The sequence below is a fragment of the Singulisphaera sp. GP187 genome (assembly GCF_900129635.1).
Taxonomy (GTDB): Bacteria; Planctomycetota; Planctomycetia; order Isosphaerales; family Isosphaeraceae; genus Singulisphaera.
Genome location: NZ_FSRB01000003.1, coordinates 499,094 through 523,108, shown reverse-complemented (window position 1 = coordinate 523,108; position 24,015 = coordinate 499,094). Strand labels below are relative to the sequence as shown.

14 protein-coding genes are annotated in these 24,015 nt (G+C 61.0%); 8 read left to right on the top strand and 6 right to left on the bottom strand.

The window, feature by feature from the left end:
* Positions 1 to 336 precede the first annotated feature (336 nt).
* From glgP to BUS42_RS38070, 5 genes are all read left to right on the top strand, one after another.
* Positions 337 to 2,481, top strand: coding sequence for an alpha-glucan family phosphorylase (gene glgP, locus BUS42_RS38100; RefSeq protein WP_074317522.1), 2,145 nt, complete (start codon positions 337 to 339; stop codon positions 2,479 to 2,481).
* Positions 2,482 to 2,795: 314 nt separating this feature from the next.
* Positions 2,796 to 4,529 carry a serine/threonine protein kinase gene (locus BUS42_RS38095; RefSeq protein ID WP_074316536.1) on the top strand — a complete coding sequence of 578 codons (1,734 nt, stop codon included), beginning with the start codon at positions 2,796 to 2,798 and terminating at the stop codon, positions 4,527 to 4,529.
* A 680-nt stretch (positions 4,530 to 5,209) separates the two neighbouring features.
* Positions 5,210 to 5,509 carry a type II toxin-antitoxin system Phd/YefM family antitoxin gene (locus tag BUS42_RS38090; RefSeq protein WP_254054078.1) on the top strand — a complete coding sequence of 100 codons (300 nt, stop codon included), beginning with the start codon at positions 5,210 to 5,212 and terminating at the stop codon, positions 5,507 to 5,509.
* A gap of 381 nt (positions 5,510 to 5,890) precedes the next feature.
* Complete coding sequence (gene dnaE / locus BUS42_RS38085; protein WP_074316529.1) at positions 5,891 to 9,523, top strand: DNA polymerase III subunit alpha; 3,633 nt, start codon at positions 5,891 to 5,893, stop codon at positions 9,521 to 9,523.
* Between the two features lie 1,127 nt (positions 9,524 to 10,650).
* A complete protein-coding gene (locus tag BUS42_RS38070; RefSeq protein ID WP_254054077.1) occupies positions 10,651 to 11,721 on the top strand; it encodes a DUF1559 family PulG-like putative transporter in 1,071 nt (356 codons plus the stop codon).
* Positions 11,722 to 11,891: 170 nt separating this feature from the next.
* Here BUS42_RS38070 and BUS42_RS38065 read toward each other — a convergent pair whose 3' ends face one another.
* Positions 11,892 to 13,145, bottom strand: coding sequence for an IS630 family transposase (locus tag BUS42_RS38065; RefSeq protein WP_074306086.1), 1,254 nt, complete (start codon positions 13,143 to 13,145; stop codon positions 11,892 to 11,894).
* A gap of 181 nt (positions 13,146 to 13,326) precedes the next feature.
* On the opposite strand from BUS42_RS38065, the gene BUS42_RS38060 reads away from it, so the two are divergent.
* The 3 genes from BUS42_RS38060 to BUS42_RS38050 all read left to right on the top strand — a co-directional run bounded on the left by BUS42_RS38060 (position 13,327) and on the right by BUS42_RS38050 (position 16,386).
* Complete coding sequence (locus tag BUS42_RS38060; protein WP_074316521.1) at positions 13,327 to 14,268, top strand: IS630 family transposase; 942 nt, start codon at positions 13,327 to 13,329, stop codon at positions 14,266 to 14,268.
* Positions 14,269 to 14,602: 334 nt separating this feature from the next.
* Positions 14,603 to 15,859, top strand: a complete 1,257-nt coding sequence (locus BUS42_RS38055; protein WP_074316518.1) for a hypothetical protein — start codon at positions 14,603 to 14,605, stop codon at positions 15,857 to 15,859.
* Between the two features lie 206 nt (positions 15,860 to 16,065).
* Positions 16,066 to 16,386 carry a hypothetical protein gene (locus tag BUS42_RS38050; RefSeq protein WP_143206672.1) on the top strand — a complete coding sequence of 107 codons (321 nt, stop codon included), beginning with the start codon at positions 16,066 to 16,068 and terminating at the stop codon, positions 16,384 to 16,386.
* A gap of 445 nt (positions 16,387 to 16,831) precedes the next feature.
* On the opposite strand, the gene BUS42_RS38045 is transcribed toward BUS42_RS38050, so the two are convergent.
* The 5 genes from BUS42_RS38045 to nuoL form a co-directional block, all read right to left on the bottom strand.
* The gene (locus BUS42_RS38045) at positions 16,832 to 17,272 is read right to left on the bottom strand and encodes a hypothetical protein (RefSeq protein WP_074316515.1); all 441 of its coding nucleotides are present in this window, start codon (positions 17,270 to 17,272) and stop codon (positions 16,832 to 16,834) included.
* A 135-nt stretch (positions 17,273 to 17,407) separates the two neighbouring features.
* Positions 17,408 to 18,556 carry an RNA-guided endonuclease InsQ/TnpB family protein gene (locus BUS42_RS38040; RefSeq protein WP_074316512.1) on the bottom strand — a complete coding sequence of 383 codons (1,149 nt, stop codon included), beginning with the start codon at positions 18,554 to 18,556 and terminating at the stop codon, positions 17,408 to 17,410.
* A 298-nt stretch (positions 18,557 to 18,854) separates the two neighbouring features.
* Positions 18,855 to 19,592, bottom strand: coding sequence for an SDR family NAD(P)-dependent oxidoreductase (locus BUS42_RS38035; protein WP_074316510.1), 738 nt, complete (start codon positions 19,590 to 19,592; stop codon positions 18,855 to 18,857).
* Positions 19,593 to 19,681: 89 nt separating this feature from the next.
* Positions 19,682 to 21,421: a complex I subunit 4 family protein gene (locus BUS42_RS38030; RefSeq protein WP_074316506.1), complete on the bottom strand. Its 1,740-nt coding sequence runs from the start codon at positions 21,419 to 21,421 to the stop codon at positions 19,682 to 19,684.
* 97 nt (positions 21,422 to 21,518) lie between these two features.
* Positions 21,519 to 23,876: an NADH-quinone oxidoreductase subunit L gene (gene nuoL, locus BUS42_RS38025; protein WP_074316505.1), complete on the bottom strand. Its 2,358-nt coding sequence runs from the start codon at positions 23,874 to 23,876 to the stop codon at positions 21,519 to 21,521.
* Between the last annotated feature and the right edge of the window lie 139 nt (positions 23,877 to 24,015).

Below are 24,015 nucleotides of genomic sequence, written 5' to 3'. Positions count from 1 at the left end.
GTTGACCGACGACTTCCCACCGTTCACGCTTGCGATTGAGGCCGGGGATTGGATTTCCCCCGGCCTCATGACTTTGATGAAACGGCTTTCGAGCAACAGATTGCGCGTGGGCAGGAACGTGTCAGGGGAGGCACTTTCGGCTTCCCAGGAATCGAATCGAGGGGATGTGCCGACTTGACTCGGAGGTTTCGCTGGAATCCGTTCGGTCAAACCGAACGACTTGCCAGGACTTGGCTTTTGGTCGAAGTTTGGCCATACTAACCTCCCAATACGAAGGATCGGGAGTTGCGAAACGTTCGGAATTCACGAATCCTGCGATTTCGTTTGGGGGCGGCCATGGTGGGTCAGACGCAGCGAATTGACAAGCTCCGAGAACTGGCGCGGAATCTCTGGTGGTGCTGGCAGCCGAACGTGGTCAGCCTGTTTCGCGAACTCGATCCTCAGCTTTGGCGCAGCGTCGATCACAACCCCATCGATTTCCTGAAACGGCTGCCGGCCGAGGTTCTCGATCGTCGGGCCGCCGAGATGGCGCTCGACTCACGGATTGACTACGCGTTTCGCCGGCTTGCCGAATATCTCAAGAATACGGATTCCTGGGGAACGGTTTACGCAGCCAACCTGCGGGCCCGTCCCATCGCCTATTTCTCGGCGGAGTTCGGCCTGCACGAGAGCCTGCCGATCTACTCGGGCGGCCTGGGCGTGCTCGCGGGCGACCACTTGAAAAGTGCCAGCGACCTGGGCATCCCGTTGATCGGGATCGGCCTGCTCTACGACCAGGGCTACTTCCGCCAGTCGCTGGACATCAACGGCTGGCAGCAAGAGGAGTACCTCAACGCGAACCCGGACCTCTTGCCGATCGAGACCGTCACGGCCACGGACGGGACTCCGCTGATCATCTCGATCGAGACGAACAACGGGGTGCTCAAGGCCCGGGTCTGGCGGGTCAACGTGGGTCGGACGACCTTGTTGCTGTTGGACTCGAACGTGCCCGGCAATTCGGAGAGCGATCTGGCGCTCACCGCTCGGCTCTACGGCGGCGATGCGCGGGTCCGGATCCGGCAAGAGCTGCTGTTGGGAGTCGGGGGCGTTCGCGTCTTGAACGCGCTCGGGATTCACCCGTCGGTGCTGCACCTCAATGAGGGGCATAGCGCGTTCGCCGGGCTCGAGATGATCCGGGCCGAGATGGAAGCGAACGAGATTCCGTTCGGCGAAGCCGTTCGCGACGTCGCGCGGATGACCGTGTTCACGACCCATACGCCCGTGGCCGCCGGTCACGACCGGTTCCCCGCTTCGCTGGTCGAAGAGAATTTGGGTAAGCTGCGCGAGGCGCTGCACCTGTCGTATGACGACTTCATGGGGCTGGGCCGCGTCTATCCGACCGACCTCAACGAACCGTACTGCATGACGGTGCTTGCCCTCAAGCTGTCGCGACACGCCAACGGCGTCAGCGCCCTGCACGGCCAGGTTTCCCGGCGGATGTGGCACCCGCTGTATCCGAACCGGCCCGAAGAGAGTGTGCCGATCGGCCACATCACGAACGGCGTTCACGTGCCGACCTGGATCGCGCCGCAGATGCAACTGCTCTACGGCCGGCACCTCGGTCCCGACTGGCTCAAGCAGGCTCGGAGTCCCGAGACCTGGGAGGCGATCGAAGCCGTCGACGACGCTGAGCTCTGGGAGACCCAGCAGGTCTTGAAGGCCCGCTTGATCGACTTCGTCCGCCGTCGGCTGATCGCGCAGGCCCAGAAGCGCCACGAGGGAGACGCTGCAATCCAGCGGGCTCAGTCGGCCCTCGACCTGAACGCATTGACGATCGGGTTCGCCCGCCGATTCGCAACCTACAAGCGCGCCGGCCTGGTCTTGCAGGACGTGGAACGCCTGATCGAGATGGTCCATTCCAGCGACCGGCCGATCCAGTTCATCTTCGCGGGCAAGGCGCACCCGGAAGACCACTTCGGCAAGGAACTGATCCAGAACATCGTGCGCTTGACCCGCAAGGAAGAGCTGTCGCACCGAATCGTCTTCGTCGAAGATTACGATATCAACGTCGCGCGTCAGTTGGTTCAAGGCGTGGACGTCTGGTTGAATAACCCGCGTCGGCCGCAGGAGGCGAGCGGGACCTCGGGGGAAAAGGCGCTCTTGAACGGGGCCCTGAACTTCTCGATCCTCGACGGCTGGTGGGCCGAGGCGTACGACGGGACCAACGGCTTCGCGATCGGCTACGGCCAGTCGCACTCGGTTCCCTCGGTGCAGGACGAGCGTGACTACAAGGCGCTGAACGAGACCCTCACGGGTCAGGTGATCCCTCTCTTCTACCAGCGCGACGCCGACGGATTGCCCCGCGGCTGGATCAAACGGCAGAAGAACGCCCTGCGTTCGCTCGCCTGGCGATTCAACGCCGACCGCATGGTGATGGACTACGTGCAGAATTGCTACCTGCCGGCGGCCGGCGGCCAGTCGTGTCAGGTGCCGCAGTCCTAGTTCTGAAGACTTGCGTCCCCATGGGGCGGCTCGCTCAGGCCCTCGATTCTCGGGCCTGGCGTCGCGTCGCCCCGTGGTCGTCGCGGCTCATTCCTCGCCTCGAGGGTGAGAATCCGAGGCGCCCCCTCGCAACGACCGGCCTCCGTCTCGCATAATCGAGGGAGTATGGGCACGACGATGCGCGGCAACGGCCGCGATCGGCGTGACTCGCTCCCTCGAAACGAGACCGCGGTGAGGCCCTCTTTTTCCCGAGTGGGCCCAACGGTGGCTCAGGTAATGAGACGAGGCCCGGCCGGCGATACCGGGGTACGACTATGATTGGCGAAAAGCTCGGTTCCTTCCGGATCGAGGCGATCCTCGGTACGGGGGCGATGGGGGTAGTCTACCGCGCGATCAGCGAGACGACGGGCAAGCCCGCCGCCGTCAAGGTGATCAGCGGTGAGCTCACCCAGAAGAGCAAGTCGTACGAGCGATTTCGCCGCGAGGCCGAGATCCTCAAGCAGTTCAGTCACCCGAACATTGTCCGGTTCCTGGCGGTCGGTCGCTATCAAGGGACCTCTTACTTCGCGATGGAGTACGTCGCGGGCGAGACACTCGAGCAGATGCTCCGCCGTGACGGCCCTCGCCCCTGGCGTGAGATCACCGAGCTGGCGATCCAGACCTGCGAAGCCCTGCACTATGCGCACGAGCATGGCGTGGTCCACCGCGATCTGAAGCCCTCGAACTTGATGGTCTCCGAGAAGGGGGAGATGAAGCTGACCGACTTCGGGATCGCCAAGGATCTCGACGCGACGGCCCTCACCGCGACCGGCCGGACCCTTGGCACCGCAGCGTACATGGCCCCCGAGCAGATTCGAGGGACCCCCGAGATCAGTCACAAGACCGACCTCTACGCGCTCGGGGTCGTCATGTATCAGATGCTCACCGGCCGCGCTCCGTTTGAGGGGTCGTCGGCCGTCGTTCTGATGCATTGCCATATGAACGAGCCTCCGCCTCGTCCCAGCGCCCGGGTCGCCGAAATTCCGGTGGCGCTCGATAAACTGGTCGTGCAACTGATGGCCAAGGACCCGAATGATCGGCCGTGGGACGCGGCAGCCGTGGGCGTCTCCCTCAGGGAGATCCGCGACAAGGCGAGCCGGGGCGATACCGTCGCGATGGTCTGGGCGACTGAAGGCGACCAGGCGCTCACCCCAACCCGTGCAGGGATGCCGACTCGTGCGGGCACGGAAATCACCGCGACCAAGCCGCGCAAGGCGGCCAAGCGCAAACGACAACTGGCGCTTCCCGAACTGAACCGTTCGTTTTTCGAGGTCGTCCTGTTGCTCCTCGGTCTGGTGTTGGTCGGTGGCTTCATCGGCTACATGCTCTGGCCGCCAAGCGCCGCTTATCTCTACCATCAGGCGGAGCGTTTGATGGAGTCCGACAAACCGAGTGACTGGACGAGAGCTCGTAGGGAGTACCTGGATCCGCTCGATTCCCGCTTCAAGCCGAACCCCTACCTCAAGACGACCCAGGGTTGGCGCGATCGCATCGAGGTCGCAGTTGCCGATAGTCGGGCGAGGATCCTCGAGAACCCAGAACCCACACGCTTCAATGAGCCCAAGAATGTGGCCGAGGGGGCCTATCAGGCCTATTACCGGCTGGCGAGCAAGGCCTCGAGCGCGGGGAACGACCTGGCGGCGATCGGTTACTGGGAGGAGATGGCCAGCAAGCTCAATCCCAAGGAGGCCGAAGAGCGTGGTTGGTACTTGCTCTCCCAGGACCGGGTTGACAAACTCAAAAAGGCCATCCTCCATCGCCGCGAGGTCGTGGCCGGTTTACTGAGTCGCGCCTTGCTGGCGGAACAATCCGGGCACCCCCTGGAGGCAGCGAACATCCGCGCGGACCTCAACGAGAACTTCAGTAAATACACCGATCTCCACGAGCTCTTTCTCAAGTTCGGCCTGAAGGAACTTCCCAACACGACGGTGCCTCCCACCTCCCCTGCCCCACCGAGCGACGCGGTTGCCCCAGGCGACGAAGCCGCGGCAAAGACCAAGGATCCGTGAGTTCTCGCGGCTCATCATCGGATGGCGCACGGATCATGGCAAATTGCAACGATGTTGTGAACAGTTTTGCGATTTGTTTGTTTGAATTCAGCCCCAACGGGGTGGCCCAAGGCAGCCCGGGGCCACGCCATGGGGGCTCGGTCACGAGGGTCGGCAGCCCTGAAAGGGCGATTTAACGGGTTATGCCAGCACGATTTACACCGCAAGGCCATCGCTCGTCTTAGGCCGCGCTTACAGGGTTATGAAATGCGGGCATGTGGATTTTTCGGTGGCGTGGCCCCGGGCTGCCTTGGGCCGCCCCGTTGGGGCTGAGACCGGCGAGAGCATGCGCCACTCGACGGTAAATTGCTGTGATCCCCATGGAATCGAAGCCGCGATGTGGGCGTCATTCCGCCCGAATCCTGCCGGCGATGAGCCACTCTGATCTGAGTTCGGCAAGTTGACATGAACCGGTTGCGTCAGATCTGTGTCAGGGAAGAACCCATTATCGCAACGGCTTTCGACGGAGGATGCGACGACACTCCGAAGAATTTGGGAATCTCCGCGCGACGCCTTCAAATTGGTTGACGCGAAGTTCAACGTCGGTTAATCTAGGGTTCACCTATCAAAGTCGGGGTGAGTGTGTCTGCTCACTTCGTTTTTCCCCCAGCATTTGGCCGTTCGAGGCCTCGAGGATGGAGATGTCTCAGTCTCGCGTTCGCTTCATTGGCAGTCGAGAACTTCACCGCGACCTTCCGAAGGTGCTGGATTCCCTGGAAGACCCCAACGCTCGCTTTGTCCTGACCATTCACAGCAAGCCCAAGGCTGTTTTGATCGGGGCGGAAGCATTCTTGCAACTGTTGCGCGGGCACACCCCGAGCGATCGGCTGCTGGCGCTTCAACTGGGTGCGTTGGTCCAGGGGCTTGAATCGGCGATCGCTTCGGACGACTCGGTTGATGCGGATGAAGTTCAGGATGTCGAAGAACTCGCGGTCGTCTGAGTTCGTTTTTTTTTCTTTTTTCACCTCGCGTCCGTTCCATTGATGACCGATCAGGGCCAGAGCGCCCACCACCTCTTTTCCGTTCACGGATTTGATCGGTAATTCCCCCAAGAACGATCGTCCGCGGGGCTCTTCGGGGGCCTCTGGGCGATCGTTCTCTTGGTTCGAACCGTCCAGTCGGGAGGATCGGTCGTCGCGGTCGCGATCGTGGCCGGAACCTGCGCGGTTTGCCGCGGTGGCCTGCCGATAGACTACAAGAAGCGCCGAGGCCCTTCAGGGTCAGGGGTGCGTTGTGTTAGAATGACCTGAGCGTAGGTTCAGCGGTCCCGGTGCTCGATCAACGAGCGCCGGCCGCGGTGCCCGGTCCGCCTGAGGTGTCTGATGTCCAGCAGCCGGCCGTTCGTCCATTTGCATTGCCACAGCCACTACAGCCTGCTCGACGGCGCCAGCAAGCTCCCCGCGCTGGTCAAGCGGGCGAAGTCGTTGGGCATGCCGGCCCTGGCCGTGACCGATCACGGCAACCTCTACGGGGCGGTCGAGTTCTTGCGCGAGGCCAAGGCGGTCGGCATCAAGCCGATCGTCGGACTCGAGGCTTACGTGGCGCCTCGGCATCGGACCGAGCGGAGCATGGGCGGCGGCTCGGGGAAAGAGTACGCGTTCCACCTCACCCTGCTGGCGCGCAACGGCGAGGGGGTCCGCAACCTGATGCGGCTCTCGTCGGCCTCGTTCCTCGAAGGGTTTTACTACAAGCCGCGCATCGACAAAGAGATCCTCGAACGCCACTCCGAAGGGCTCATCTGTCTCTCGGGCTGCGCCTCGGCCGAGTTCTCGGACCACATCCTCTACGGCAAGACGGCCGACGCCGAGAAGCTCTGCGATTGGTACGTCCGCGTCTTCGGCGAAGAGAACTTCTTCGTCGAGATCCAGGACAACGGGATCCAGATCCAGCGCGACTGCGCGGCCGGGGCAATCGACATCGCGCGGCGCAAGGGCCTGCCCCTGGTCGCCACCAGTGATGCCCATTACCTCACGCAGGATGACGCCAAGGCACACGATATCCTGCTCTGTATCAACACGGGCAAGACGGTCGACGACCCGAACCGGATGAAGTTCGAGAACGACCAGTTCCACGTCCGCAGCCCCGAAGAGATGTACGCCGCGATGCCCGGTCACGAGGAGGCGCTGGCCACCTCGGTCCGGATCTCGGAGATGGTCGAGGAGAATTACAAGAGCCTGAACCTCGGCAAACGGATGTTTCCGTCGTTCAAGCCCCCCGGCGAAAAGACCCCGGAGGACTATCTCGCCGAGCTCTGCCAGACCGGCCTGCGCGAACGGTTCGGCGAAAACCCGCCGGCCGCGGCCCAGGAACGGCTCGACCACGAGCTCGGGATCATCAACCGGATGGGGTTCGCGTCCTACTTCCTGATCGTCTGGGACTTCGTCCGGTTCGCCCGCGAGGAAGGGATCCCCAACTCGGCGAGAGGTTCGGCGTGCGGGGCCTTGGTCAGTTACGTGCTCTACTTGAGCCACGTCGATCCGCTCAAGTACGACCTTCTGTTCGAGCGGTTCCTTGACCCGAACCGGTCGGAAGCGCCTGACATCGATATCGACCTTTGCCGGGAGCAGCGGGCCAAGGTCATCGAGTACGTCCGAGGCAAGTACGGCGCGGCCAACGTCGCCCAGATCGGCACCTTCGGCACGATGGCCGCCAAGGCGGCGCTCAAGGACGTCGGCCGGGCCCTGAACATCCCGCTCTCCCGGGTCGACCAGGTCACCAAGCTGATCCCGACCCGGCTGAATATCACCCTGGAAGAGGCGTTCAAGGAAGAGCCGGCCCTCAATCGCTTGACCGAGGAAGACCCGGAGATCGCCAAGCTCTACGAGTATGCGCGGCGGCTGGAAGGGACCGCGCGCAACGTCGGCACCCACGCCGCGGGCGTCGTGATCGCCGACCGACCGCTCTGCGACATGGTTCCGCTCCAGCGGCTGCCGAACAAAGACAAGGATAAAGAGGTCGTCAGCACCCAGTGGGAAATGGGCGACGTCGAGAAGGCTGGCCTTCTCAAGATGGACTTCCTCGGCCTCCGCAACCTGACCAGCCTGGCGGCCGCGGTGAAGCTCGTCGAGAAGAAGATCGGCCAGCCGCTCGACCTGCTCAGCCTGCCGCTCGACGATGAGGCGACGTACCAGCTCCTCCAGCGGGGTGAGGCCCGCGGTATCTTCCAGCTCGACTCGGCGGGCATCCGCGACCTGCTGGTCAAGATGAAGCCCGACCGCTTCGCCGACTTGATCGCGATCCTGGCGCTCTACCGTCCCGGTCCGCTCAACGGCGGTATGGTCGACGAGTATGTCGACGTTAAGCATGGTCGGAAGCAGGCAGTCTATGAACATGCCGTGATGAAAGAGGTCCTCGAAGACACTCACGGAGTCATGGTCTACCAAGAACAGGTCATGCGGATCTTGAACCGCCTGGGGGGCATCGAGCTCTCGCAAGCGTACGCGTGCATCAAGGCGATCTCCAAGAAGAAGACCGAGACCATCGCCCAGGGACGAAAGCAGTTCGTCGAGGGGGCGGTCGAGCGCGGCTTGGAGAAGGATCGCGCGACCAAGATCTTCGAGCTCATCGAGTTCTTCGGCGGTTACGGTTTCAACAAGTCGCACTCGACGGCCTACGCCCTCGTCTTGTTCCAGACGGCCTACCTCAAGGCGCACTACCCTACCGAATATATGGCTGCCCTGCTCTCCACCGAGATGGACGGCGCCGAGCGGGAAAAATTTCTCGTCGAGCACATCGAAGATTGCAAGAAGCTCGGCCTCGAGGTGATGGCGCCCAACATCAACGAGGGCGAGGCCCCGTTTCGGGTCGCCGCCGAGGGGAAGATCCATTTCGGCCTGGGGGCGATCAAGGGGGTCGGGCTGAAGGCGGTCGAAGAGATTGTGAAGGCACGCGACAAAGGGGAGGTGTTCACCGGGCTCGATGACCTGTTCGAACGGGTGCCGTTGTCCGTGGTCAGTCAGTCCTGCGTCGAAGCGCTGATCAAGGCCGGCGCCTTTGATTGCCTGGGGGCACGGCGGAGCCAGTGGCTGGCGGTCTTGCCCCGCGCCGCGCAGGCGGGCCAGGCGGTTCAGGAGGATCGCAAGCGGGGCCAGCGCAGCCTCTTCGACGCGTTCGCGGGGGCCGGCGACGAGACGCCTCAAAACGGCAATGGCAACGGTAACGGCAAGCCCGTCACGACCTCGAGCCTCCCTGACATTCCCGAGCTCCCCGATGTCGAGCGTCTGGCCGAGGAGAAGAAGGTCCTCGGGTTCTACATGTCGAGCCACCCGTTGGCTCGGCACGCCAGCCTCTTGCAGGCCCTCGCGACCCACAGCGTGGCGCACCTGGCCACCGTCGTGGCCAAGTCGGAAGTCATCCTGGGAGGGATGATCTCCGGCGTGCAAATCAAGAGCGTCCAGAAGAGCCGGTCGGGGCTGACCCGGATGGCGAAACTCAGCTTTGAGGATTTGACCGGTTCGGTTCCGGCCATGCTTTGGCCCGAGCAGTACGCCCAGGCGGAGGAGATGGTCAAAAATGACCTGATCTGCTTCGTTCGCGGGGCGCTCGACCGACGTCGCGAGCCGGCCGAACTGGTGATCTCCAAGATCATCCCCCTGAGCAAAGGGCCGGCCGAACTCTCGCGGGGGGTGGTCATCACCCTTCGCAAGGGCGTGACCGAGGACGAGCAGATGCAGCGGTTGCTCCGCCAGTTCCGGATCAGGCCCGGCAACCTCGACGTCTACCTCGAGATCCTCGGCCTCTCAGGGGTCCGTCGCGCGATCTACAAGGCCGGTGCGGGCCTCAAGATCCGTCACGACGAGCGGATGCTCTCCGACCTCGAGGCCGCGGTCGGGCCGGGCAACGTCCGGCTCCTGGGCAATCGTGGCGCGACCGCCCGCGTCGAACCCACGGTGCCCGCCGCGGCGACCGGGCCGATCGAGCCCGACTACCTCGAAGCCTCCTCCGACGATGATTGACACTTCGGCCTCGGGCATTCGCCATTTGGTCATCGAGACTTCACAGAACATTCATTAGGCATTTCCCATTTCGCATCGTAGGATCATATCGACGTAGGCCCCGACCAATCAGGTCTGGGGCCTGGCTTTCTGACGAACTCGATTCGAGGGTCCACTTACCTACCGATGCGATAATCCTTCGCCTCTCCCTTGCGACGAATGTCGTGCGTTGGCCGATTCCCATTGGCGAGGTTGCCGCGATCCCCCCTTGTCGCGGCCCCGGAACCAAACCATCGGTGCGGAATCAATCTGAGTTGTGATTTGCGATTCCAACTCACACATTGATTTTGCGAACTGATTCAATGGAGTAGACGTCATGAGGCCGGGTTCACCCGGAGTATGGTCCGTCTGAGATCGCTCTGCGCGCCGGTCGCGCTGGGCTTGATCGTTGGACGAATGGAGTCCCCGAGGGATCCGGGACGACTTGTCGATCGGAATGGCTTCCAAACCGTGGCCGTTCGTTTTCTTGAACCCCATGTGACATGAGAATGTTTTTCAACAGAATCCAATCACTGACGAGAATGACGCGTTGCAGTCGTCGACCCCTCTGGCTGGCTTGTGTCAGCCTCTGTCTTGCTGCTTTCGCCGGTTGCGGGTCGTCATCCGAGGCGGCGGGGAAGGTCACCGTCTATCCGGTCAAAGGTAAGATCCTCTTACCCGATGGCCAGCCACTGACATCGGGCCGCGTGGTGTTCCTTCCGTTGGGAGAATTGATGATCGAGTCATCCGGAACCATTGGTTCCGATGGGTCATTTTCGCTGAGCACGGGTGTGTCGGGCGAAGGCGCCCCGGCGGGGGAATTCCGGGTCAAACTTGCGCCTGACGATTCGATGCTTGCTGCCGCGAAGCCAGGGACGAGAAGCAACGTCAAGCGAAAGCTGCCGTTTCCTCCTCAGTATGCTGATGAGGAAACGTCGGGACTCAAGGTGACTGTGAAGCCCGAACCCAATGATCTGCCGCCCATCCGACTCGAAAAGCCAGGACTCAAATCGATTGCCTCGATTCGAGTGCGCGACTGAACGACGACGTCAGCCCACGAGTGGTGATTGACTCACATTGATTCACAAAGGTCTTGAAACAAGGATTCCATGATGAGATCGAGTACGCGCAGGTCCGGCTTTACCTTGATTGAACTGCTCGTGGTGATTGCGATCATCGCCGTGCTGATTGCTCTGTTGTTGCCCGCGGTTCAGGCCGCGCGCGAAGCGGCCCGCCGCTCGCAGTGCACCAACAATCTCAAGCAGCTCGGCCTGGCCCTGCACAACTATGAGAGCAGCAACGGAAGTTTCCCGCCCGGTGGTGAGTCGACAAACTTCAAAGTGTCGCCTCCCGCCACGCAGTTCATTGACGGCGGCTGGAGCACGCTGGCCCGCATCCTGCCCAACATGGAAGGGGGCGCGGTGTATAATTCGCTCAATTTCTCCGTCGACTACAACGAGGCAACCGGGATGAATTACACCGGTGCTTCGGCCGTGATCAATGTCTTCCTTTGCCCCTCTTCCTCTCGGAGTGGCGGCAGCCGCGACTCCACCGATCCCAATGGGCCGGAGGAAGCTGTGGGAGGCAATAAAGGCTATGGGTATGCCGACTACGGCGCAACCTGCTACACCGACATCAACCCGACGGGCCAGTCCACGGCCTACTCCGCCGCGACGCCTTACCGCCTCAAGGCCTCTCGAGCCAACGGCGTGTTGAAGGAAGGGCAGACCCGCATCGCCGAGATCATCGACGGGACGAGCAACACGATCGCCATCGGTGAGGACGCCGGCCGCGATGAGAGCTTCATGAGTCCCTACATGGAGAGCTACTACGACGGTACCAATGCTCGTCCTACGCTGGGCCAGGGGGCCGGCAGTAACCCCTCTGCTTACCGACGCTACTGGCGCTGGGCCGAGCCTGATGGTGCCTATGGTGTCTCCGGGGCGCCCAATAACAAGGCTCGTCCCATGAAAGCGACCTCGGGATGGTCCAGCGACACCTCAACCGCCGGCAACAACGCCGGGGCCAATGACGAACTCTTCTCATTCCACTCGGGTGGGGTCAACGCCTTGTTCGGCGATGGGAGCGTCCGATTCATCAAGGACAGCATCAGCCTCCTCACACTCCGCAGCCTCGTGACCATGGCGGGCGGCGAGGTCGTCTCGGCGGACTCGTTCTGACCAGACGTCGCTGTCCACTTGAAATGGTTTCAAAAGAAGGCCGGAGATCCACTGGATCTCCGGCCTTCTTTTGCGAGGTGGAGTCGAGCGAGGGGCAGACTAGACCGACTTTTCGTTTTTGAAGGCTAATGAAGAGGCCAACATCCCGGGGCCTCCCATCTTCTCTGTTTTTACGCCGCTGACTTCATCAGCGGACGACCCGTGTAGGTCCAGCGAAACGGCTTCGCGAATACCTTGTTGAAATAGGTAAGGAAGTTCAACAGCTTTGATTGCAGATCATTCACCGACGTGAACGAACCGCGACGAATCACCTTTCGCATGATCACTCCGAAGATCACCTCGATCTGGTTCAGCCACGAGCTGTGCTTCGGAAGATATACAAATCGAATCCGATGACTTGTGTCCGACAAGAACGCTTGCCGGCTCGCCACCGACTTCAGCACCCCACGTTTACCTTTTTTGCCCAATTCCAGGGGGATTTCACACGCCACGGCAATCTGATTCACCAGGCTTTCCGTGCAATGAATGTTCAAGTTGTCCGCTATAAATACCCACGATCCCTCCGGGTCCAGAGTCAACGTCTGCTCGATGTGACGGACGAAGTCCGCCTCGGTTCGCGTCGGGCCAATCGTTTGAGTGAGCATCTTTCCGGTCGTTACTTCGAAGTTGCCGATCAGGCATAACGTCCCGTGTCGGATATACTCAAACTCGATCCGTTCGCACTTCTCTGCGATCATCCCCTTGGTGGGAGCGATCCGCTCCAGCGCCTGGAGACCGGTCATCTCATCAATGCAAACGGTGTGGGTCGCATCGTTCCGCTCCCGCTCCGACGCCATGAGGTACGTGTCACAGACCGTCTTGACTTGCTCCTCAAAACGTTGAGGATCCTTCTCCGTGGTGTTGAGCCAATACCGGCTCTTGTGGGGCTGCAAGGCGGCCTCATCCAGGTAACGGCTCACCTGGGACGATGAGATCGATACCACAATGCCGCGTTTGACGACCTCATCGGCCAGTTCCCGAGCGGTCCAGTGGGTGATCGGTCGGCCCGACTTCTCAGGCGGCTCACAAGCGATCGCCAAGATCTGGGTGACCTGCTCTGGGGTGAACTTGCTGGGGGCGCCGGGGCGTGGTTCGTCGGTGAGGACGGCTTCAATCGCATGGCGCAGTTTGGCGCGAGTCTCGCAGCATTCGATGTTGATCAGTTTCTCCCAAGCGTTGGCCCAGCGTCGTCGCCAGCGTCCGACCTGGCGGTGGACCAGACCGACCGCCTCGGCGATCTCTTGATTGCGAAGGCCGTCGAAGCCCATCAGGATGATCGAGGCGCGTTGCCGGAGTCGCGAGGGTGCCGTGGTGGCACGGGACAAAGTCCGAAGGATTTCCTGCTGGCACTCGGTAATGGTGATCTTGGCCGCCTGGCCCGGCATGACGTGTGAACTCCTGGTGGCTGGTAAGTTAGTCCATCCAGGTAATTTTGGGGTGTTCGTCAACCCCTTGGGCTATCGAATACGAAAAGTCGGTCTAGAGCGCCAACCGTTTCTCTTGCGCCTGGGGAGAAGGGTTTCTCCTGCGACTGGGTAGAGTAGAAATAGACCCAGGAGGTGCCCCATGCGACCCTATTCCCAAGACCTTCGAGATCGTATCCTCAAGACCGTGGCGCGCGGCGAAGGCTCGTTGCGTCAAATCGCCCAGCGGTTTTTCGTCAAAGTCTCCACAATCGTACGTCTCTTGAAGCAGTTCCGACAGACCGGCTCCGCCGAACCCCGATCGCACAACGGCGGGCGACGGCCCGCCCTCGGCCCCGACGACCTCGAGCGACTCGGCAAGTTGATCCAGGAACAGCCCGACGCCACGCTCGAGGAACTTCGCGGTCGTCTGGGAGTCAGTTGTAGCTGCATGGCCATTTCACGCGCCTTGAAAAAGCTGCGGATCACCTGGAAGCAGAAAGTGCTCCACGCCACCCAACGCGACACGCCCAAGGGCCGCCGCAAGCGAACGGCATTCCGCAAGAAGGTGGTGAGAATCGAGCCGAAACACCTGGTTTTCGTGGACGAAACCGGGACGAACACAGCGATGACCCGGACTCACGGCCGCGCCCCCCGAGGAGAGCGCGTGCATGGGGCAGTCCCAGGTTTCTGGACGACCCTGACGCTCATCTGTGGTCTCCGACTCTCAGGCGTGACGGCCCCGCTCGTTGTCCTGGGGGCGACGGACACAGCCACGTTCGAGGCCTACGTGGACCAGGCGTTAGCACCGCAGCTGCATCCCGGCGATGTGGTGATCTGGGACAACCTGAAGCCGCACAAGGCGAAGTCGGTAGTGAAGACGGTCAAGCGGGTTGGCGCGAAAGTGATCCCATTGCCGCCCTCAAGCTCGGATTACTCGCCGATCGAGGAAATGTTCTCCAAAGTGAAAGCCTCGCTGAAGTCGGCGGCGGCCCGAACGACGGATGCGCTCACGACCGCGATCGGCTGTGGCCTAAGTGAAGTCACGCAACAAGATATCATTGGTTGGTTCAAATCACGTGCAACGTACGCGATGCAATCGTGAGGCGCTCTAATCCAAATCAACATAGGGATTACGCAATTTGCGAACAAGTTTTCATGGAGAAGCGTGAATGTTGATGTATTTGGATTGTTAGATCGTCGCAGCCAATGGCTGGAACCTGGCGAACTAAGGACAAACATTCACTGCATGCAGCTTGACTGCGTAAATCCTATCAACAGCAAAATTTCATTAAAAATTAGCAATGATTGAGTTCACGTAATCTTAATAACTTTTGCGATTGAAATGGCGTTATTGGCGGATAATATGTTTCCGTTAGGTCCTGAGCTTTGTGCTTGGCGCCAAACTAAAATGTCTAGTCTGTACGAAGGAAAAGTTTATGAATCAGCGTTCCACCCAGCAATTCTTGCCGAGCGGCGTTCTCTATTCTGGACGACGTGGCGGCGCATTAGGACTGGTCATCGCGGCAATGGCAATCTCCGCGATTTGCCCTTCCAATGCCGCCCTGGCACAACTTCCGACAGCGTACACCGTCGAGCCGTTGGCACGGCTTGAGTTCGACCCGCCCGTTGGAATCGTAATCACTATGGGGCAAAGCATCAACAGCAGTGGGCAAGTCGCAGGCTATTGTCAGGATGTAAATTCGCAGTTGTATGCAACGCTCTGGACGAGCCCCGCGAGTCCGAATCTTCAATCGTCCCTCCTCGGCACGAGGACCAATTCCGTACTGTGGGGCATTAACGACAGCGGAGAGACGACCGGTTTCACTGATAGTGTCGATGGAATTCGAGCAGCCAAGTGGAGTGCCGGTTCTCCGATCAATCTGGGATCACCTTCCCCCGCACCGTCACAAAGCCATGGGCTCGGAATTAATAATTCTGGACATGTTGTTGGTTACAGCTTCACGCTCTACGTACCCCCGCAACCTGGGTTTCTCTGGACGCCAGGCTCAGGGTTTGTCAACTTGGGAGTCTTGCCTGCTCCTTACAACGGTGGCGGTGTATTGACGCCCAAGGCGATCAATAACACTGGCAAAGTGGTCGGGACCGGAGGAAACGGCCCGAATGCCGCGTTCATTTGGTCACCGTCCACCCCAAATGGTACGACAGGGACGCTTCAAAACATCGCTAGTCTGACTGCACTCGGGCTGAACAGTTTTGCCGTCGACATCAATGATAACGACCAAGTGATCGGCAATTCATCGACCTACTCTGCTTACCTCTGGTCGCCCACTGGTGGCACGATCGATCTATCTATGGTGCCAGGAGGAACTGGGGTTGGGGTCGCCCGCGCAATCAACAACAACGGGGTCGTGGTCGGGGATAACAATGATCCCGATGGCGGAAATGCAACTCGATGGGACGAGGTCAACGGATGGGTGGATCTTAATACTCTTGTCGTGAACGGTACCGGCTGGAGGTTGAATAGAGCTTGGGACATTAACGACAACGGCCAGATTGTAGGTGATGGTGTTTTCAATAGCCAATGGTATGGATTCAGGCTGACTCCGACATCCGTCCCCCTCTCGATGCGATCAAACGCTGTTGACACCAAGGTTCATGCTCGTAGCAAGAATGGTCTGAACAACATTACGCGTCGACGGGCTCTAGGCGGTAAAACGCCCATCAAGAAGTGAGCGATGCCCAAAGGAAAGGGGCCTGAGATAAGTTCGATCTCAGGCCACCTTACGTGCGGGGGACAAATTCGGGCAGGGTCAAGGAGATAGTGGAATCTGTAAATCGACTCGACTGCTCATCGTCAGCGATTGAGTTGCTCTTGGCTGACCGTCACGGATTATGGGGCGATGGCGGCTTCATCCTGACATGACAAGGTAAAACGGCCATGATCGACAGGTTCATGGCCGTTTTGCTCACGACACGGGCGTCGCGAGGGCACGGTACCATCTATCTGCCCACCACAGAAGAAATCTCTCACCCTGTCGTGATTGTTTCGGGCGAGTTTCGCCGCACGATCGATGAGTGCTTTCGACAAATGACCGAGCTGTTTTCGACGGACTTTGGGAAGGGATATCCACTGAAGGATGCTCGCATGTCGGTCAAGCAGGGACTCCGGATTCTCTTGGTGGCCGCGGTTGCTTGCAACCGGGGATCGCTCAGCGACAAGAGGTGCTTTGACCCGAGGCTGCGGACGTTGCCGGTTTGAGTTCGAGCGTCGAGCAGGGCTCTGACGCAACTCCCTGGGTGAAGCCAACACCTCTCTCCCCTGGGACCGCGGACGCCCCAACCGCAATTCAAAAATTCAAATGATTGATCCATTGAATTCAAGAGCAAGTGGGGCGTCTGAGGGCCCAGGGCTGACGCGGTTCGCTGGTTCAAACCGAAACCTCTTGTCGCTGCGCCACCCCGGTTGCGAGCCACCGCGGCCATCCATAAAAAATCGAGAAAGATTATGTTTACCTGATTAGCCGGGGGTGAAGCCCCGGAAAACTTCCGACATCTTCACGCATGACAGCCCCGAAGGGGCGACTGTCAAAGCCAGACTTGGTCGCTTGACGGACGCCCCTTCGGGGCTACAAATTGCCGAGATTTCTTCGATTACATCGGTCGAGTTGCAGGGACCTCGATCGGCCTGCCCTCGGCTTGCCAGGTCAGCGGGTCCGCTTTGCTTGCTCGGCCTTGGCGAGTTTGGAAGGGGAACTGATGAAGCATTCCATCGCCGAGTAGGGAGCGGTCTCGGGCGAGGCGAGCCTCAGGCCGCGGCGAAAGGTCCGATTGGCCTGGCCGGCTTCGCGGATCGTGATCGAGAAGGCGCATTCTCGGTCGGCGCTTGAGGTTTTCACGTCGGTGAGGCGGACGGTCTGCTGGCCGCCCTGGTTGACGTGCTGGCGGATCGGGCGAAATTGGCAGCCTGAGTGGCCGGGCTTGATTTCGACGTCGCAGCCTTCGGCATCGAGGCCAGCGATATTCAGCAGAATGTAGACGGTGTTGGTCTTCGTCGCGGGCTTCTCGTCGGCGTTGGCCGAGCGAGCGAGAGGAAGTACGATCCCCACGGCGACGGTCAAAGCGGCCATCCATGACCTGCCCTGCATCGGTTCCACTCCTTTGTTTGGGTTGGTTCGAGAAACCCTCCGGAATTGGTGCGGCGACGTGGGTGTAGGGGCGAGCGGCAAGGTACTCCGGCTCGCGAATCGACGCAAGATCAGATCACGTCATGAACCCCACGCCTAAAGGCGGGGGCTTGCCAAAACAGGCTTGCCAGTCGTCTCGACCGGGTTTCGACCTCCGGTGTCAACAACGCCGACATTAGGGCACATGACTTTGCCCCGGTCACGAATGTTTCGGGCCGCGTTCCAGTCCGCAGCGAGTTCAAATCCACAATGCTTGCACACGAATTCATCCCGCGATTTCCGGTTAGCCTTTTCGCAATGCCCGCACTCGGAGCATGTCCGAGACGTGTTGCGCGGGTCAACCGGAATGACGGGGATGCCTTCGGCGAGGGCCTTGTAGGCGATGAACTGCCTGAGCTGGTAGAACGCCCAACCCTTCATGCGAGATCGATCGGCTTTCCTGGCCGTTGTCCGCTGGCCAATGCCGCCGAGATCCTCGACGGCGATGGCGCTGGCGGTGTCTTTAGCCTTGGCAACGATCCGCTTGCTGATGACGTGGTTCTCGTTGGCCCGGAACCGGGCCTCTCTCTTGCTGATCTTCTTGAGTTTCCGCTTAGCGGACTTGGTGCCTTTTCGCTGACAGGTCTTCCTCGCTTGGCTGTACTTCCGGCGACAGGCGTCAACATCGGCCCCCGAGAAGTTCTCGCCGTCATCCGTAGTGGCGAGGTTTTTTACCCCCATGTCGACCCCGATGGTCCCCTTTGTCTCGATCGACTCGGGAGCTTCGTCGGTCAACTGGACGTGGAGGAAGTAGGCACCGTCGCGACGCTTGAGCAGGACAGCGGATGTCGGCTTGCGGCCCTTGAGTGCCGTTTTCTGTCGCTCGCCGAGCTTGGTGGTGAGCTTGACCCGACCCGACAGCAGCGTCAGGCCGCAGGTCCAGTTCCATTCGTGGAACGAGAAGATCCTCGCGTCGTAGTCGATCGATGTCGGCGCGAACGCCGAGTGCATTTTCGCGGAGACCTTGAGGGCGGCACAGGCGCGGGCGATGGCCCGGATCGCGAGGTTGGACGAAAGGCCGAATGTTTCGCGGATCTTCCGGTAGCAGGCGTGCTGGACCTTGACCTTGTTGGTGAAGCCGAGCGACCGGGCTGACTCGGCGGTGAAGTCGCAAGCCAACGCGAACGCCTTGAGCGTGGCGTCAATCTCGACGCGTTGCTCGGGGGTGGGCGTCAGCTTGCAGACGATCGTCCGGACGGTGTCCATGCGTTCAATTGTCTCGCATGGAGATCTCACATGCAAGGGCAAGATTCACGCGATTCCTCCCCACGGCTAAAAAGATCGTCCCGCTTTCCGCGCGTAGTGCCACAAGGACTTACGAAGTGGCCCTGAACATATGACATCGGTCCGACCAAGGGGTCGGCCACGAAAACACGCCCCAACGAGCTGTCCAAGGCCCCCTAACTTTCCTAGAAAGCGGGACGATCTCTAAAGCCGGGGGCTTCCTCGCTAGATTTTGATGAGTCGGTAATCCCGTGTGCGGTTCGCATCGCGTCGCGTGCGTTCAGATCGTTCGTCCGCCGTCGGCCACGAGGACCTGGCCGGTCATCAAGGACGTGCCGTTGGCGAGGAAGAGGGTGACATCGGCGATGTCGTCGGCGGAGGCGGGGCGCTTCAGCGGGGTCGACTTCATCGCTTGCTCGACCATGTCCTGGTGGTCGGCCAGCCAACGAGTCTGGACCGGGCCGGGAGCCACCGCGTTGACGCGGACCTCGGGGGCAAACGCCTTCGCCAGGCTCTTGGTCATGGTGATGACCCCGCCTTTACTTGCGGCGTAGGCGATCGAACTCCCTGACCCGGCCACGCCTGCGACCGACGCGATGTTGACGATGTTCCCTTTGCGGGCCTTGAGGTAAGGCATCGCGGCGCGGCAGGCGAAGAAGGTCCCCTTCAGGTTGACGTCGAGGATCTCGTCCCAGACCTGATCGGTCAGTCCTTCGAGGTCATGATGCGCCACGAAGAACGTGGTCGCCGCATTGTTCACCAGCACGTCGAGCCCGCCGAATTCCTCGGCGGTCCGTTCGACCATCGCGCGCACCGCCGTGTCGTCGGCGATATCCGCCTGGAGGACGAGGGCCTCGCCACCCCGTTCGCGAACGCCGTCGGCGGTGGCTTCAGCCTCGGAGCGCGACTTCGAGTAGTTGATCGTGACCGCGAACCCGAGACTGGCGAATCTCCAGGCAACCGCCCGGCCAATCCCCGTTGCCGACCCCGTCACCAGCGCGACGCGTTCCCGGCCCATGGCGCTTTCACCTCGAAGCAAACCGAGTCGGACGCGGGGAGAAAAATCTCCTCCCCGCCGAACGTCTCATAAAAACTTGCCAAGCGCTCTCAGCGGTTTTGAACCACGGGGGGAGTGACTTCCGAGACGACCTTGGCCTGGCGGGCGACCTCGTTGGTTTCCCGTCGGGCCGATGCCACGGCGACGTCGTGAACCATCCGCTCGACCGACGGGCTCATCCAGCTCAGCAGGAATTGCTGGGGGAGGACGCCCAAGAGGACGGTCAGGACGACCAATGGGATCGAGATCGCCCACTCGCGGGGAGTGAGGTCGGGCAGACCGCGGTATTGTTCGTTCCGGCCCAGGAAGACGCGTTGAAGCGTCCAGAGGATATAGCCCGCGGTCAGAACCACGGCCGCAGCCGCGAGGACCGCCAGCGGCTTGCTGTAGTTGAAGGTGGAGAGCACGACGAACGCTTCGGCAATGAACCCGCAGAGTCCCGGGAGCCCCATCGACCCGAAGAAGATCAGGAACGAGACGGCACCATAGGCGGGCATCGAGGTGAGCAACCCCCCCAGCTTCTTGAGGTCGCGGGTGTGGGCACGCTCGTAGATCACGCCCACCAAGAAGAACATGCCGGTGGAGGTGATCCCGTGGGCGATCATCATGAACATGGCGCCGTTGACGCCGAAGGCGTAGTAGCGAGGATCGTCGGTCAGGTTCATCGCGGCCATTCCGAGCGTCACGTAGCCCATGTGGCTGACCGAACTGTAGGCGACCAGCTTCTTGAAGTCGGTCTGCGCCATCGCCACCAAGGCACCGTAGAGAATGCTGACGACACCCAGGATGGCAACGGGCCATGCGAACTCGATCGCGCCCAGAGGGGCGAGCGGCCAGGCCAGTCGGATCAGGCCGTAACCGCCGATCTTGAGCAAGACGCCCGCCAGGATCATGCTGATCGGAGTCGGTGCCTGCACGTGGGCGTCGGGCAACCACGTGTGGAACGGGAACGAGGGCAGCTTGATGCAGAACCCGACCAGGAAGAGGCCGAAGATCCAGCGCTGAACCGAAACGCCGTAGTATCCCGTCTCGCTCGTGATCCGCGAGAGGGCCACGAGATCGAAGGAATGGGCGCTGAACACCTGGCCGTTGTGCATGGCTTGGGTCACGCCCGCCACCAGCGGCTCGCCCGGCCAGAAGTAGAGCAGCAGGATCGAGACCAAGATGAAGACCGACCCGAAGAGCGTGTAGAGGAGGAACTTGATCGCCGCGTACTCGCGGTTCTCTCCGCCCCAAACGCCGATCAGGAAGTACATCGGCAGCAGCATCACTTCAAAGAAGACGTAGAAGAGGAACATGTCGAGCGAGAGAAAGACGCCCATCATGCTTGCCGTCAGCAGCAGGTAAAGTGAGAAATATCCCTTCACCTGCTTGTCGATATTCCACGACGCCAGGCAGGCCAGGACACTCACCAGGCCGGTGAGCAGGACCAGGCTCAGGCTGATCCCATCGAGGCCGAGGTAATACTGGATGTTGAAGTAAGGGATCCAGGTTCGCCGGACGACCAGGTCACCGAGAGCGGGGCCAACCTCGGTCGCGGTTGAGGCTCCCGTGGCGTTGCTCACGTTGAGCGAGTTGCGTTCGGCCCGCTCGCGTAAGGGGGCCGAGGCGTTCGAGCCCGGCTGAACGTAGGCGCTGTAGGCCACCAGAGTCAGGGCAAAGGTCGCAATCGTGATCGCGAGTGCGGTCCCTTTAATCGCCGTCTCGGCCCGTTTCGGCAGGAAGAGAACGCCGATGGCACCGAGCAGAGGGAGCAGCCAGAGCAGAGTCAGCAGCAGGTCGTCGCTCATGACGTTGGCACCACTTCGAAGAGAGTCAAGGTCGAGGAATGACGGGGAACGGCAGACGGCGGAGGTTGATCGGAAACGGTCCGGGGTCGGGATCAGGTCAGGGGCGAATCCAGGCGAACACGCCCACGAACAGGCCGACCAGGGCGACGGCCAGAAACATCAGGTAGTTTCGGATGCGGCCGGTCTGGATCCCGCGGCTCCAGTCGCCCACGGAATAAACGGTCCGCGCGGTCAGGTTCACAAGCGAGTCGACGGCGACCTTGTCGAAGAGACCTCCCGACTTGCTCAGGAGCTGAGTCAGTTTCGCCATGCCGTTGACCGTGCCATCGATAATTCGTCGATCGAACTCGCTGCAGAGCCGGGCGATCGCCAGAGTCGGCTGGACCAACGCGGCGTCATACAGCTCGTCGAAATACCACTTGTTGACGAAAAATCCGTAGAGTCCGCCGAGCCGTTCCGCGGCCACGCGAGCATCCTGCCGCTTCCGGAAGACGTAGGGGAGCGGCGGAGCGTAGAAGAGGACGCCCAGGCCGACACCAACCGCGAGGATCAGGACCGATGCGCCCATCGCGAGCAAATGCGACTGATGGAGCGATTCGACATGAACCTGCCTGACGACCGGTTCACCGTATTCGAGCATCCGCTCCACGACCGGCTTGGCGATGTCCGAGGTCGAGACCGGTAGAATCGTGAACGGGTAACCAATGATGATCGTCGGCACGGCCAGAATCATCAGCGGCCAGGTCATGATCGGCGGGCTCTCGTGAGCGTGGTCGTACGGATTGCCGTGGTGGCCGCCATGACCGTGCGCGCTGCCGTGCCCATGAGGTTCCGCGGCCGGGTAGCCTCGGGGCTCGCCGGCGAACACCAGGAACCACATCCGAAACATGTAGAAGGCCGTCAGTGCCGCGCCAATCGCCGGCAGCAGGAACAACAGGATGTGCTGGGTGTTGTGCTCGCCGAACACGAAGTAAATCGAGGAGGCGAGGATCGCGTCCTTCGAGTAGAAACCGCTGAAGAGGGGCACGCCCGAAATCGCGAGCGTCGCCGCCAGCATCGTGTAAGCGGTGATCGGCATCTTCTTACGCAAGCCGCCGAGCACCGGCATTTCGTAGGTGTGCACGGCGTGGTAGATACTTCCCGCGCCGAGGAACAACAAGGCCTTGAAGAACGCGTGCGTGAGCAGGTGGAAGAGCCCGGCGGCCCAGCCTCCGACGCCGAGCCCGAGCATCATGAAGCCGAGCTGGCTGACGGTCGAGTAGGCGAGCACCTTTTTGTAGTCATTCTGCACCGCCGCGATCGTGGCCGCGATGAAGAGGGTGATCGCCCCGGTGTATGCGATATAAAGTTGAACGTCGGGAGTGAAGAGTGGGAAGAAGCGGCCCACCAAGTAGACCCCCGCCGCAACCATCGTGGCCGCGTGGATCAAGGCGGATACCGGGGTCGGACCGGCCATGGCGTCCGGAAGCCAGACGTGCAGCGGGAACTGGGCACTCTTGCCCGCACACCCGGCGAAGATGCCGAGTCCCGCGAGGGTCAAGGCCCAAAATGGGATCTGCAACGGCTTACCAGATACCGCATTTTTGAGGACCTCACCGCTCTCCTGGTCGTGAAGCGTGACGACCGCGGTGTCCCCTTGGGCCGACGCTTCCACATGGAGTCGCCCCGTATTGTCGCGGAGCGAGTGGTTGATGGTGTTGATATCAAACGTGCCGAAACTGGTCCAGATCAGGCCCAGACCGATGAGCATCCCGATGTCACCCACTCGGTTGACGATGAATGCCTTGTTCGCGGCGTTGCAATTCTTCTTCTCTTGATACCAGAAGCCGACCAGGAGGTACGAGCAGACGCCGACCAACTCCCAGAACATGAAGATCATGAAGACGTTGGCGGAGGCGACCAGGCCGAGCATCGAGAAGCAGAAGAGCGAGAGGAACGTGAAGAACCGGGGATAGCCCGGGTCGTCATGCATGTACCCCATCGAATAGATATGAATCAACGTCGCAATGAACGTGACCATCAAGAACATGATCACGGTGAGGTTGTCGATATGGACGGCCAGCGGGATCACCAACGCGGGGCCAGCGGCCTGGCCGACGACCGAAACGGCCTGAGTGCCGCCGATGACCCAGTCGTAGTGGGCCCGCCAGACCAGAGGGCCTTTGGCGTGTTCCTCTTTCTCAGGAGCCGCCTCTTCGGTCGCGGCCGCTGCCTCGGTCTCGCCCGGTTCGGCATGGGCGGCAGCGTGGGGGTGGTGCGAAGCCAGGACCCCTTCCGCCTCGACGAAGAAATATTGGAAGAAGCCGACCGCGCTCAGGAGGAATGAGAGGCCGATGGCCCCAGTCGCCAGGTAGGCGTTCAAACGGCCGAGCAGGCGGATCCCGATTATCTCGATGGTAAACGCGGCTAAGGGGATCAGCACCGCGGCCACGTAAAGCCCAGCCTGCCAGCTCATTTCGTCCCCTCGATCATGTCGGTGTCCTGGTCGTGGAGGGTCGTCCGGGGAGAGGCTGAAATATGGCACAGGGGTTATCGCATTGCAACCCCCTGCCGATATCCCGTTCTCAGTTTCGGTCGTCGCTCAGTCCCAGGAC

What these genes read in the sequence shown, in the direction of transcription:
- glgP (WP_074317522.1), top strand. Translation starts at nt 337, where the DNA reads ATGGTGGGTCAGACGCAGCGAATTGACAAGCTCCGAGAACTGGCGCGG.
- BUS42_RS38095 (WP_074316536.1), top strand. Translation starts at nt 2,796, where the DNA reads ATGATTGGCGAAAAGCTCGGTTCCTTCCGGATCGAGGCGATCCTCGGT.
- BUS42_RS38090 (WP_254054078.1), top strand. Translation starts at nt 5,210, where the DNA reads ATGTCTCAGTCTCGCGTTCGCTTCATTGGCAGTCGAGAACTTCACCGC.
- dnaE (WP_074316529.1), top strand. Translation starts at nt 5,891, where the DNA reads ATGTCCAGCAGCCGGCCGTTCGTCCATTTGCATTGCCACAGCCACTAC.
- BUS42_RS38070 (WP_254054077.1), top strand. Translation starts at nt 10,651, where the DNA reads ATGATGAGATCGAGTACGCGCAGGTCCGGCTTTACCTTGATTGAACTG.
- BUS42_RS38065 (WP_074306086.1), bottom strand. Translation starts at nt 13,145, where the DNA reads ATGCCGGGCCAGGCGGCCAAGATCACCATTACCGAGTGCCAGCAGGAA.
- BUS42_RS38060 (WP_074316521.1), top strand. Translation starts at nt 13,327, where the DNA reads ATGCGACCCTATTCCCAAGACCTTCGAGATCGTATCCTCAAGACCGTG.
- BUS42_RS38055 (WP_074316518.1), top strand. Translation starts at nt 14,603, where the DNA reads ATGAATCAGCGTTCCACCCAGCAATTCTTGCCGAGCGGCGTTCTCTAT.
- BUS42_RS38050 (WP_143206672.1), top strand. Translation starts at nt 16,066, where the DNA reads ATGATCGACAGGTTCATGGCCGTTTTGCTCACGACACGGGCGTCGCGA.
- BUS42_RS38045 (WP_074316515.1), bottom strand. Translation starts at nt 17,272, where the DNA reads ATGCAGGGCAGGTCATGGATGGCCGCTTTGACCGTCGCCGTGGGGATC.
- BUS42_RS38040 (WP_074316512.1), bottom strand. Translation starts at nt 18,556, where the DNA reads ATGGACACCGTCCGGACGATCGTCTGCAAGCTGACGCCCACCCCCGAG.
- BUS42_RS38035 (WP_074316510.1), bottom strand. Translation starts at nt 19,592, where the DNA reads ATGGGCCGGGAACGCGTCGCGCTGGTGACGGGGTCGGCAACGGGGATT.
- BUS42_RS38030 (WP_074316506.1), bottom strand. Translation starts at nt 21,421, where the DNA reads ATGAGCGACGACCTGCTGCTGACTCTGCTCTGGCTGCTCCCTCTGCTC.
- nuoL (WP_074316505.1), bottom strand. Translation starts at nt 23,876, where the DNA reads ATGAGCTGGCAGGCTGGGCTTTACGTGGCCGCGGTGCTGATCCCCTTA.